This window comes from Paenibacillus terreus (genome assembly GCF_042138595.1).
Classification (GTDB): Bacteria; Bacillota; Bacilli; order Paenibacillales; family Paenibacillaceae; genus Paenibacillus; species Paenibacillus terreus.
Genome location: NZ_JBHIRX010000004.1, coordinates 229651 through 241834 on the forward strand (window position 1 = coordinate 229651; position 12184 = coordinate 241834).

The following is a 12184-nucleotide window of genomic DNA, read 5'->3' on the forward strand; positions in this document are numbered from 1 at the left end:
ATAAAGGATGATTTTTTTACATTTTAGCCTTACATTTTACGAGCCTTACAGCGTCCTGATCTCACGAAGCTCTCCCTTCAATCCGGAATGTATGCCCTGGGCTATTTTTTCGGTCTGCGTTTCATGCACCATAAGGCCATTCAAAAAATTTCATCTTGAATTATATATTATATATTATATATAATTTGATTTGTAACTTATATCTCTCTATATACTGGAGGCTTTATTATGGGAAGATTAACAGGAAAAGTAGCGCTTGTAACCGGAGCCGGCAATGGTCAAGGGGCAGCCGAAGCAAAGCTGATGGCGAAAGAAGGAGCCAAGGTCATAGCGACAGATATCAATTTTGAAAATGTCACAAAAGTCGTTGAGGAAATTAATGCCGAGAACCTTGGAAGCGCTCTCGCATTTAAGCATGATGTTTCTTCCAAAGAGGATTGGATTCAAGTCGTTGAAGAAGGTGTTAAAGCATTCGGGCCTATTACTGTTCTGGTTAACAACGCAGGCATCCTGGCTCCGACTACGTATGACAAACTAACCCATGAACAATGGACCAAAGTAATGGATGTCAACGCATGGAGCCAGTTCGTCGGCATGCAAACCGTTATTCCTTATATGAAAAAAGCGGGCATCGGCTCGATCATCAACATCGCTTCGATGGCTGTTGTCAATTCAAGCGGCGCATTTACGGCATATACAGCCAGTAAGGGTGCAGTAGATGCTTTCTCGAGAGCAGCGGCCATTGAATTGGCTCCCTTCAATATCCGGGTCAATTCAGTACTGCCTGGCACTATCTATACTTCCATGGTTGAGGATGCATTCCCTGATCAAGAATCCATGGATGCAGCCGTGGCCTCCCAACCGCTGGGCCGAATGGGAAGACCTGTTGATGTCGCATACCTGGTGGTTTATTTGGCCAGTGATGAGGCCTATTTCACCACAGGAACCTCCCAGCTGATTGACGGCGGCTTCAATGTGCAAGCCAGCGGCTCCACCGCCAAAATCGACAGATAACCCGTGAATGCAAAAAAGCGCAGCCAAACCAGGTGAAACCTGGTTCCTGCGCTTTTTGCACTTTCCAAACATTTCAAGTATTTATCGAGTATCTTGTGACGTTCTCCAATTCTGCTGCTGCCAGATCCATGTTGCCCTCAATCAAAGCGCTGACCGCCGCTTGCAGATGATGCTGGCATTTTTCAGCCGTTTCCAGGCTTCTCCACCGTGACTGACAAAAGGCAGTAGTGATATATGTAATTTCTGAATAAAAACGAAGAAACGCCTTATTCTCCCCCACTACAAACAGATACCGGCAAAGTTCATCACACTTGACGAGATAATCAATAAGGTTGCCCTCTTTAAGCTGCTTATCTGCTTCTTCCAGGTAGCTGCGAAGCCTATCATGCTTGTCGGAGTTCCATTTTTCCTTGGAATGACGCAAGACAATCGCATACAGTTCAATTAAGGCATTTGCATAATCAGCAAGCTCCTGTCGGGAAATTGCTTTAACTCTTACGCCCTTCCGGGGTGCTCTCTCAAGAATTTCGTAATTCTGTAAAATATAGAAAGCTTCCCGGACGGGAATGTGGCTTACTTCTAGTTCTTTTGCAATTTCGCTTTCGGTCAGACGAGCACCTTGGGCTAACTCCTCAAGGAATATTTTCCTCAAAATATGATTGGCAATGGTATATGGCAATGGATTACCACCTTGATGATCCATGTGCGAGAAGTTAATCAGGTCTTTCATTAAAAGACATTCCTTTCAGTTGCAGACTTGATGACAGAACTCATTCCTTCCATGATAGTATCATTTAACCATTTACATGAAAAGGACGTTATAAATGAGCAAGAATTAGCCTTCAGCCATAGCTTTGCGGAGATCATAATCCTCCATGTCGATATCCAGCTCCATTCCTAGCGCCAGCTTGGCCAGCTGACTACCGATAAATGGGCCCATCGTCAATCCGGACGCTCCAAGCCCGTTAGCTGTTATAAGCCCTTCCCAACCGGGAACCGCGCCGATCACCGGCAGAAAACCGGGCGTAAAAGGCCGGAACCCCACTCTTACCTCCTGAAAAGTGCAGTTTGCCAAGCCAGGCGCCACTTCAAGCCCTTTATTCACGATTTCCTGAATGCCGCCTGCCGTAGCTCTTGTATCATAGCCTTGCACTTCGTTTTCATGCGTTGCTCCGATCACAATTTTCTGATGATCAAAAGCCAGCAAATATTGATCGGAAGGCGGCATGACCACAGGCCAACTGCTGGTGTCCTGCCGATCAGGAACCAGTAAATGCATGATTTGCGCTTTTTGAAAACGAACCTTAAAGTCAATGCCTAAAGGCTGCAGCAATGGATTTGCCCATGCGCCCGCACAAACGACGACTTCGTCAGCGAGGAAGCTGTCTGCACCGACCGCGACTCCTGTGACACGGGTGGACTGATATTGAAGCTTGGCATCCCCGTGGATCAGAACGGCCCCGTTTCTTTGTGCGGACCGAAGCAGCGCGTCGCGCAGTGCACGGCCATCGATGCGGGCGGCCCCGCTGATATGTACCGAAGAATAACTCTCCGCGAGCAGAGGGAAGGATTCACGTGTTTCTTGCTCATCAAGCCGGGTAATGTCACCGATTTCCGGTGCATCCCCTTTGCGAAGCCGTGCCCTCTCCTCCATCCTGCTGATTTTCTCCATATCCTCATGAATGCTGAGCGCACCCACTTGAGCATAGCCTGTCTCGGTTTCGCCCTCGCTCTGGAGCTCTTTGATCAACCCGGGGTAAAAACGCGCACCCGCCTTGGCCAGCCGGTACCAGGTCTGATTGCGCCGCTGTGAGAGCCAGGGGCAAATAATGCCGGCAGCGGCATCCGTTGCCTGTCCTTTATCTTTACGGTCCACAATCAGCACATCTGCACCCATTTTGGCCAGTTGGTATGCCGTTGATGCCCCGAGAATTCCTGCTCCAATGACGATGACTTTTTTCATAACTACATTCCTTTCCTGAATCGCTCCCTCCATTATAGCGAACACGGCAAGAAAGTTTAATATTCGTACGAATCTGTTTGACCTATAGCAAGAGACGCCCAAAAAAACTTATGCCACCCGGGGTGCTAAATAAGAACCCGGGTGGCATAGCTCTGTTTTGTTTTTGTGTCAGTCTCTTGTAAAATTTTCGATCACTCCGGCGGGATATCGGCCGCCAGCTGACCCATGAGGAAGAATTTCAGCTATACGCCCCAGATCTTCTGCGGATAATACAATCTGGCTGGCACCAACATTTTCTTCAAGGCGTTTTATGCTTCGTGTGCCGGGAATTGGAACGATATTGTCACTTTGGGCTAACAGCCAAGCCAGGGATAACTGAGCTACAGTTATATTTTTGCTTGCAGCCAGTTCTCTAAGCTGTTGGACTGCATTCAAATTATAAGTATAGTTACTGCCTTGCCAACGCTCGTCCCAGCGGCGCATATCGTTTTCCGGATATTCCTCAGCCGGTTTGACAGACCCGGTCAAAAATCCTCTGCCTAATGGTGAGTACGGCACTAACCCGATCTCCAATTCTTTTAACAATGAAAGAATATTACGATCTTCAAGTTCACGCTCAAAAATAGAATACTCGCTTTGCAATACGGACACGGGCGTTACAGCATGTGCGCGGCGTATCGTATCCGGTCCTGCATTGCTCAATCCAAAATATTTTACTTTCCCTTGTTGGATCAACTCACCCACCGTGCCAGCAACTTCTTCAATCGGGACATTCGGATCTGGGATATGCTGGTAAAAAACATCGATGTAATCGGTCTGCAGATAGCGCAGGCTGTTCTCTGCCACTTTACGTATGTTGTCCGGGTGGCTGTTGAAGCCGGAGCCGACAGGTTCAACTGTCATATCAAAACCAAATTTTGTAGCAATTACAACTTGATCACGAATGCCTTGGACTGCTTTACCTAACACTTGCTCATTATGACCGTTACCGTATAACTCCGCTGTGTCAAAGAAATCAACACCGAGATCATAGGCACGGCGAATCGCCTCAATCCCCTCTTTCTCGTCAGATGGACCATACGCTATAGAAATACCCATGCAGCCAAAACCCAGTGCAGAAACACGTAATCCCTGTTGACCTAAAGATCGATATTGCATTCTCTTGTCTCCCTTCGTTATCGCTAACTATGGTATCATACAAAAAATACAATGTAAACAAATATTATATAATTTGTATATATCATATACGGAGCACATTATGTATTTTGTGTAGCAGAAAAGTTATAATATTAAACGGGGTGAATAAATTGAACAACAATATGATCCATGATGGCCATCATGAAACAAGAAGTAAACTCATAACGAAGCTGCTTCCTTACGTGAGGAAAAACGGGTTTCAATCGCTTACAATGGACGAAATATCCAAAATAATGAGCATCAGCCGCGCTACGTTATATAAGTATTTCTCTACTAAAGAAGATATTGTGGAATTTATAGTGGATAGCTTTGTGAAATATATTCATGAAATCGTTGATGAAACGACTGGAGAACAAATTGGTGTTCGATTTCAGCAAATTTTCGAACAGTCAGTAATGTTAATTCAATACCTCACAGATGTTTTCTTGAAAGAACTGGAAGGTAATTATCCCGAGAAATATGAACGTTTAAGAGAGACATTAAAAATGCGCGAAAATCAAATACTAGATTTTTTCAATGAAGGAATGCAGCAGGGAATCTTTAACCATATAAACGGGAAAATCATCATTAAACAGGATGAGATTTTAAGAGAGATACTGGATGTAAAGTACTTGATGGAGAATAATCTTACAGTTTATAACATTATTTTCGATTACTACAATATAAAAAAATTACAATTATTTAAACCCGAACAACTTCAAACCTTAGACGATGGTATAATGATGCCTAAAATTGAGCATATGGCAAATAAAATAACCAAAAACCTCTTTTAGACCCTGCTGATTATCCCAAGCCCAAAGAAAAGAGGATTCAATCTCCAAACATTATCTAGGCAGAAAGCTACGACTCTTCATTTCCTGAAGGAGCGCAGCTTTCTGCCTAATTCTATTTTGGGCCTAATGGAAGCGCTCAAATAATATTGCTCCCTCTGCTTTCCCTCCCCTTATGTTGACAATCCCACCTTCAAAAATCTATAATTTCTTTAATTAAACTATATAGTTTATTATTATACTTATAAGTTTATTTTTCGGGAGGAAGATCATTTTGTTAAAACGCAACCTTCACCTTTTAGTGATTGGCGCAATGCTGCTAACCAGCTCTGCATGCTCGTCGTCAGGTTCCACAGAAACCAGCACCGATGATGCGACCGGAGCGAATGTTGCAACCACAACGGTCCAGAAACAATCGGGATCCGTCGTCAAAAATCTTTCCGGTACACTTGAAGCTTATAAAGAAGTATCCGTCGCTTTCGAGTTATCAGGCTTAGTTGAGCAAGCTTCCTTTGCGGTTGGAGATGTGGTCTCTCAAAATCAGGTGTTATCCAAATTGGATAGTGCTAGTTATCAGCTTCAACTGAAGCAGTCAAACAATTCTATTGCCGAGGCTCAGTCAGGTCTCAAAAATGCCGCTGCCGCGATGGCTGGCGCCGAAGCCTCCATATCCTCTGCCGAGGCTCAGATTTCTTCTGCTACTGCTTCATTAAACAAAACGGTTAAAGGAGCAAGACAACAAGAGCTTGACCAGGCCCGTACCAAGGTGGAACGAGCACAAGCGGCACTGACCAAATCCAGGACGGATGCGGCCCGTGTACAATCGCTTTATGAACAAGGAGTCGCCACTAAGGAGGAACAGGAACGAGCACAGCTGGCGCTCACGAATGCTTCCAAGGACGTTGAGGATGCGCGAAATGCCCTGTCCCTGCTGGAAGAAGGAGCTACCATGGAAGACCTGGAATCGGCAAAATCAGGAGTTGAACAGGCTCAAGCAGCCAAAAAATCGGCTGCCGCGACTCTGCAGCAGGCTGAAGCAGCACATGATCAGGCTTCTGCCCAGTATGAGCAAGCAATCGTGGCTAAAAAGGAGGCCGAGCTAGCTCTCTCCAAAACCTCTTTGAAATCTCCAATATCAGGCGTGGTTCTCGAAAAAAACGTGACTGCCGGTGAACTGGCCCCTTCCGGACAAACCGCTTACCGGATCGGACAAATCGACAAATTGAAGGTGCTGCTGCCTGTGCCGGATCATGAGATTGATCAATGGAACAAAGGGAATAAAGTGAGCCTGACCTTGTACGGTCAGCAACGGGAAGGAACGGTCAGCAGAATATACCCGGCTACCAATTCCGATACGGGCTCCATCAATGTGGAGGTTACTGTATCGAATCCCAAGCATGACTGGGCACCGGGCCAGGTGGTCCAAGCCGGTCTCAGCACTCAGCAAAGTGAGAAGCTCCTGATCCCTGCCAAAACTGTCCTTAGCAGCGGGAATGAGACTTATGTATTTAAAGTTGTAAATGATAAGGCAGTAAAAACGGTAGTGAAAGTTGGTGAGCTGTCCGGCAATAAGCTGGAAATTACGGATGGTCTTGCCGTTGGTGACGTTATTGTTACGACAGGCGCCAGCTCCATTTACGACGGTGCAGCCGTGCAGCCTGTGGAGGAACAAACCAATGATTGAATATTTTATCCGCAAACGGAAGCTGACCGTCTTTATCTTTGTTATGGCTATCGGTTTTGGAATTTTCGAGCTTACTCAGCTTTCCAGACATGCCTAATATTATCCAAAAAACAGCAGAAGTCACTACGATGTATCCGGGCGCATCCCCCGAAAAGGTAGAGCGTGAAATTACCATTCCGCTGGAACAGAAATTCAGAGAAACGGAAAACATCAAAACGCTCGAATCCACCTCAGCATATGGGTTATCGACGATCCGGATTGAGACGGAGGGCACGGCGGACGCCAAAGCTGTCTGGGAGGAAATCAGGCAGAAAATCAATGATATCGAAGCTGCACTTCCTGAAGAAGCACAGAAGCCGGTCATCAATGAAAACCTGAATAAAACCTTCATTCATTCGTATGCCATCACAGCCGGTTCATCTGAAGAATTATATAAGCTGCATGATCTGGTGCGGAAATGGAAAGACCAGTTCAGTACCGTTGACGGTGTCTCCCAAATTATCGTTCAGGGACTTCCAGATCAGGAAGTACGGATCCAGATTGACGCAGCCCGGCTGCAGCAGTATCAGATTACCTGGGAACAATTCATGCAGGCGGTGCAAAATGAAAATGAGCGCAGTCCGCTCGGAGATCTGGATTACAATGAACTGACCTATCAGCTAAATGTGGACCAGTCGCAAAGTGCGGAAGACTTGAACCGGATTATGATCAAGCAAACCGCTGATGGGACCCCGGTATATCTGGAGGATGTCGGCACTGTACTGCTCTCCCACAGCCAGTCCGATTATCTGGCTTATTATAACGGCAAGCCTGCGGTCATTCTGACGATTATGGGCAACACTGGGGCAGATGTGGAGAAAGTCTTTGAAGCAGTTAATCAGGAAGTGGTCGCCTTAAAAGATACCCTGCCCCAGAATTATCAGCTGCAAACTCTGTTTTCACAGACGGATCGCGTAGCCGATATTTTCCATCACCTGTCACGGGAAATGATGTTTGCTATCGCTTCCGTTATTATTGTATGTACGCTGGGACTGAACCTGGTGACTTCTTCGTTTGTGGCGTTGGCCATCCCCATTTCTATCGCCATCGGACTGATCATTTTGCCGCTGCTTGGTGTTACGCTCAACCAGGTTACTGTCATCGGCTTAATTATCGTCATGGGCATTCTGGTGGATGACGCGGTCGTCGTTAATGACAATATTGAACGGAGACTGCAGACCCTTGGGGAATCTCCTGCAGAAGCGGCTCTGCGCGGAACGAAGGAAGTCGCCATCTCTATTTTAACAGCTACACTGGCTACTGTAGCGTCTTTTGGCCCGCTGCTCTTTTTGACGGGAGATGCCGGTTCATTTGCCAAACCGCTGCCTTACGCAGTTATCTTTACCCTGTTGGCCTCCATGCTGATGTCGCTGACCATCATCCCTATTTTCAGGGAATGGTACGGAACAAGACGTCGGCGCAATATGAAAAGAGAGCATACTGCCCGCCCATCGGGGCTGCTGGGCAGGCAAATTGACGGCATGCGCAATTTCTATTCTGGCAAGCTTATTCCGAAAGTGATTCAGCGCCCCGCCCTCTATGCTGCAGGCGGATTGCTGATCAGCACCCTGTTATACGGGCTGCTTGCTTTGATTCCGCTGGACCTTTTCCCGGAAACGGATGATCCGCAGGTAAGCATCAATGTGCGGACACCTGTGGGCACTTCTATTGAAGAGACCCGGGAAATTACGGCCGACATCGCCGGCTGGATACAGCAGCAGCCGAACATCCGGACCGTGACTTATGCGGCGGGCGGCAGCGCTCCCATGCTGTTTCAGGATATGACCGCCGATGACCGGACCGGTCCTACGGTCGGACAAGTTGCAGTTGTCGGTGTCGAAGGGAAATTCAAGGCAGATGAAGCCTTGGCGGAATGGTCTGCCGAGCTGAAGGAACGTTTTCCGGGCCAGTCCATCACACTCAAAATTCCCGAGATGGGGCTTCCGCTCGGCAAGCCGATCTCCATCCGGATTTCCGGCAATGATCTGCCTCAGCTGCAGAGCCAGGCGGATTCCGTCAAACGGGAAGTGTTGAACACGCCGGGTGCGCAAAACGTACATCACAGTATGGAAAATGAAAGTTATACCCTGGATTTCCAGGTGGATAAACAGGCTATGGACCATTATAAAGTCGGCTACAGCAGCCTGACCAATACCCTGCTGCTGCTGGGCAACGGGCTGCAATTCAGCGAATTTGACACAGGCAGCGATCTGATTCAAATGAAAATGAGTCTGGGCAAACCTGATGAAGACCCTGAGGTTCTGTTTCAGCAGCTGAATGTGACCAATGCGGCCGGAACACAAATTCCGCTGACACAGCTGGCAGAGATGAAGCCGTCTTTTGAAACCCAGCAAATAAATCATTATAATTTAAAGCGTACGGTCACCATCGATGCTGATTTATACGGCCGCACCGCCAACGAGGTTATGCGGGAAATACGAAATAACTTGCAAAGCACCTCCTTCCCGCCCGGATACAGCTGGGCCATTGGCGGTGAAGTGGATGGCCAGAATGATATATTGTCCGAAATAGCCAAGCTGTATGTGGTCGTGATTTTCCTGATTTTCCTGCTGATCTTCCTGCAGTTTTATTCTTTCTCCGCGCCAGCAATCATCATGACGACGGTTTATATGGCCGCAGCCGGCGGATTCATGGGACTGTTCATTTTAAGCATGCCGATCAGCTTCATGGGTATACTGGGAATGACGGCACTTGCGGGTATTGTTGTGCGTAACGGAATTGTGCTGATGGAGTTCATTGAGGACGCGCGCCGGGAAGGCGCCGATCTGGAAGAAGCGGTGGTCGGGGCCACCCATGCCCGTTTCCGCCCCATCCTGCTTACCTCTGTAACGGCCATTGTAGGCATGATTCCGATTGCAACCATTGGTGAGCTGTTGTTCAGGCCGTTGGCTTATACCATCATATTTGGTTTAATGTATTCCACCCTGCTCACCATGTTTGTCGTGCCTTCACTGTATCTGCTTGTCGCCAGATTCAAACTGAGAAGGCAGGCCGGAAAAGAAGCTGCGAATGTTCAGCATGACGTTACTATATAAATTTTTAGTTTAAGAGAGGGACCATGAAAAAAATAACCAGCGAAGAAATTATTCAGGCCGCCCTTTCCCTGTTTTCCGAGAAAGGTTATGAGGCCACTTCTGTGGATGAGATCGCCCGTCAAAGCGGTATGGTCAAAGCATCATTTTATAAATATTTTAGAAGTAAGGAAGAGCTGCTGCAGGGCACGATTGCTTTTGTTCAGGAAGATATGGAGAAGGAGCTGGAAAAGGTATATCTGAACTCCAGGCTATCTCCCCGAGAGAAGCTAACCCAGTTTTATATGATCGTCCTTGAGCGTGTTTACCAGAGTAAGATGCATCTGCTTTTTTTTTCCGTACCGCTGCTCGGCTCGACCGATGAGAAGATTGCGCAGGCTGTAGACAGTCTGGAGAACAGTTTATCCAACCGGATTCTGGACCTGATGATGAATCTGTACGGGGAAGAATGGAGCGACTATTATTACGATATTATTTTTGTCATCAAAAGCATGATCATCAGTTATGTACGAATGAGTGGTCAGGAGTTTCGCGCTTCTGAGCATCAGCTGCTGGCTGACTTTGTCATGAGCATTACGGACATCCTGATGCAGGAAATGACCAATTCGGATCATCATCATGAAATCATGTGGAAGCCTTCTACGGAGGAACAAGGAAAACCGTGGAGCAAGTGGCAGCAGGTGGATTCGATTTTGCATCGTATGCACACCATTATTGAAAAGCTTAATCTGCAGGATGCGGATAAAATTGATTACTTCAGCATCTTGGAGAAGCTGCAAAGCGAGCTGGCCGAAACATTACACGAAACCGCTCATGTCAAAGCTTTATTGCTCTTTCTGGAACAGGTGGCTGAACTGCGGGAATACTGTCAGGAGTTAAAAATTGTCTTAAATTCATAATTGCATGCATTCATCATTTCAATGCGTGGATATAAGACCTAACGGAATGATAATTTGCTATAGAGGATGGAGCTTCCGATGGCTCTATCCTCTTCTCCTCTCATCCTTCTGCAATAATCCGCGTTAATTCAGGGATCAAGGATTCGGTGGCTTCTTCACCCGCAGCAATACATTCCTTTATTTTGGTAAAATCAAAGGCCGCATATTGGCCTACTTCAGGGCGAATGACGAGATCGGCCATATGCAGGCTGCCATGCTTGCGTTCCGCCGTCATCAGGCTATAAGAGCGATAGACCACTTCAATCATGTTGCGTGGAGGTTTCTTTTCATGCTCACGGGCTACATCAACAGCGATAATGAAATCGACATCTTCCTTGCGCATGTCCGGAATTGGCAAGTTATTCAGCACCCCGCCATCTACAAGCATTTGATCGTTTAATATTAGAGGGGCAAACACCCCCGGAAAAGCTGAAGTCGCTCGCAGCACCGTTCCAAGATCACCTTTGTCCAAAGTAACCTGCTTGCCTTCCATCAAGTCCACTGCGATCGCTTTAAAATGGACCGGAAATTGCTCAATTTTCAACCCTGCTTTATTCTGTTTCTCCAGCAAATCGCCTATCACTTGAATAATCCCGTTTCCTGCAATCAGGCCTCGCTGCCATAGGCCAACATCAATAAACCGGTATTTTGGAGTATGTACAAACGTATGTTCAATCTCAGAGACTGAAATACCTGCAGCGAAAAGCCCGCCAATAACCCCTCCCATGCTGGTACCAATGACACATTGAATGGGAATCGCATGCTTCTCCAACGATTTTAGCACCCCTAGATGCGCCAGCCCCCGAACGGCCCCTCCCCCTAAAACCAGGCCTATTTTTCTCATATGTCACCCCATCCTGTTGTCCGTTATATTTCGATTTCATCCAAGGCTTCAAGTCCGCTGACGGGATGAAGCTTTCCTTTGTAAGCAAAGGAAGCCCTGCCCGTTTCTTCGGATACGACCAGCACCACAGCGTCTGATCGCTCCGTGAGCCCCAATGCCGCTCTGTGCCTCGTGCCCAGCTTTTGGTCAACCACGGCTTGGCTGGATAAAGGCAATACATTGGCAGCAGACACAATTATGTCATTATGGATAAGGATTGCACCATCATGCAGCGGATTCCCTGGATAAAAAATGGCCTCCAATAAAGAAAAAGTAACGGTTGCGCCAATCGGTATACCTGAGTGGATCAGCTCCTCTAGTGAATCATTGCGCTGAATGACAATCAGGGCGCCGTGCCTGCGGTTCATCAGATCCTGAATGGTGATGGACAAGGCTTCGTAATTCATTGTAAAAGCGGATAAATAGCACTGCAGGTAAAACGATGCAGCAAGGGATTCCGCTTTTTTGTAGGAATCGCCAATTTTCTCGAATTCCGATAAATGGCATTCTCCCTCATGATCGATGGCTTCCGTGAGACGAAGGATGTCCTGTGCGATCAAATTCAGATATTGTTTTAACTCCATTTTTATGGGGGTGGCATCGCAATTTTTGGGCATAAGGCAGCACCTCATAGGTATACAAT

General features: G+C 47.0%; 9 protein-coding genes and 1 pseudogene. 5 read left to right on the forward strand and 5 right to left on the reverse strand.

The window, feature by feature from the left end; translation table 11 throughout:
• Positions 1-228 precede the first annotated feature (228 nt).
• Positions 229-1014, forward strand: coding sequence for an SDR family NAD(P)-dependent oxidoreductase (locus tag ACE5KN_RS10205; protein ID WP_375526522.1), 786 nt, complete (start codon positions 229-231; stop codon positions 1012-1014).
• A gap of 73 nt (positions 1015-1087) precedes the next feature.
• On the opposite strand, the gene ACE5KN_RS10210 is transcribed toward ACE5KN_RS10205, so the two are convergent.
• The 3 genes from ACE5KN_RS10210 to ACE5KN_RS10220 form a co-directional block, all read right to left on the reverse strand.
• Positions 1088-1744, reverse strand: a complete 657-nt coding sequence (locus ACE5KN_RS10210; protein WP_375526523.1) for a GntR family transcriptional regulator — start codon at positions 1742-1744, stop codon at positions 1088-1090.
• 105 nt (positions 1745-1849) lie between these two features.
• Entirely contained in the window at positions 1850-2977 is a 1128-nt protein-coding gene (locus tag ACE5KN_RS10215; RefSeq protein WP_375526524.1) for an NAD(P)/FAD-dependent oxidoreductase, read from the reverse strand.
• Between the two features lie 168 nt (positions 2978-3145).
• On the reverse strand, positions 3146-4135 hold the full coding sequence (locus tag ACE5KN_RS10220) for an aldo/keto reductase (protein ID WP_375353203.1): 990 nt from the start codon (positions 4133-4135) through the stop codon (positions 3146-3148).
• A 161-nt stretch (positions 4136-4296) separates the two neighbouring features.
• Between ACE5KN_RS10220 and ACE5KN_RS10225 the strand changes: the two genes are divergently transcribed.
• The 4 genes and pseudogenes from ACE5KN_RS10225 (at position 4297) to ACE5KN_RS10240 (ending at position 10619) form a co-directional block, all read left to right on the forward strand.
• A complete protein-coding gene (locus ACE5KN_RS10225; RefSeq protein ID WP_375526584.1) occupies positions 4297-4947 on the forward strand; it encodes a TetR/AcrR family transcriptional regulator in 651 nt (216 codons plus the stop codon).
• Between the two features lie 271 nt (positions 4948-5218).
• The gene (locus ACE5KN_RS10230; RefSeq protein ID WP_375526525.1) at positions 5219-6628 is read left to right on the forward strand and encodes an efflux RND transporter periplasmic adaptor subunit; all 1410 of its coding nucleotides are present in this window, start codon (positions 5219-5221) and stop codon (positions 6626-6628) included.
• Positions 6621-9723 (forward strand): annotated as a pseudogene (locus ACE5KN_RS10235) (efflux RND transporter permease subunit). Before ACE5KN_RS10230 ends, ACE5KN_RS10235 begins: the two are co-directional and overlap by 8 nt.
• A gap of 23 nt (positions 9724-9746) precedes the next feature.
• A complete protein-coding gene (locus ACE5KN_RS10240) occupies positions 9747-10619 on the forward strand; it encodes a TetR/AcrR family transcriptional regulator (RefSeq protein ID WP_375353209.1) in 873 nt (290 codons plus the stop codon).
• Positions 10620-10719: 100 nt separating this feature from the next.
• Here the strand turns inward: ACE5KN_RS10240 and ACE5KN_RS10245 are convergent, their stop codons facing one another.
• A complete protein-coding gene (locus ACE5KN_RS10245) occupies positions 10720-11502 on the reverse strand; it encodes a patatin-like phospholipase family protein (protein ID WP_375526526.1) in 783 nt (260 codons plus the stop codon).
• A gap of 23 nt (positions 11503-11525) precedes the next feature.
• The gene (cdaS, locus tag ACE5KN_RS10250) at positions 11526-12158 is read right to left on the reverse strand and encodes a sporulation-specific diadenylate cyclase CdaS (RefSeq protein ID WP_375526527.1); all 633 of its coding nucleotides are present in this window, start codon (positions 12156-12158) and stop codon (positions 11526-11528) included.
• Between the last annotated feature and the right edge of the window lie 26 nt (positions 12159-12184).

Excerpts from the sequence above, each read along its gene's own strand:
- ACE5KN_RS10205 (WP_375526522.1), top strand. The coding sequence starts at position 229 with ATGGGAAGATTAACAGGAAAAGTAGCGCTTGTAACCGGAGCCGGCAAT.
- ACE5KN_RS10210 (WP_375526523.1), bottom strand. The coding sequence starts at position 1,744 with ATGAAAGACCTGATTAACTTCTCGCACATGGATCATCAAGGTGGTAAT.
- ACE5KN_RS10215 (WP_375526524.1), bottom strand. The coding sequence starts at position 2,977 with ATGAAAAAAGTCATCGTCATTGGAGCAGGAATTCTCGGGGCATCAACG.
- ACE5KN_RS10220 (WP_375353203.1), bottom strand. The coding sequence starts at position 4,135 with ATGCAATATCGATCTTTAGGTCAACAGGGATTACGTGTTTCTGCACTG.
- ACE5KN_RS10225 (WP_375526584.1), top strand. The coding sequence starts at position 4,297 with ATGATCCATGATGGCCATCATGAAACAAGAAGTAAACTCATAACGAAG.
- ACE5KN_RS10240 (WP_375353209.1), top strand. The coding sequence starts at position 9,747 with ATGAAAAAAATAACCAGCGAAGAAATTATTCAGGCCGCCCTTTCCCTG.
- ACE5KN_RS10245 (WP_375526526.1), bottom strand. The coding sequence starts at position 11,502 with ATGAGAAAAATAGGCCTGGTTTTAGGGGGAGGGGCCGTTCGGGGGCTG.
- cdaS (WP_375526527.1), bottom strand. The coding sequence starts at position 12,158 with ATGCCCAAAAATTGCGATGCCACCCCCATAAAAATGGAGTTAAAACAA.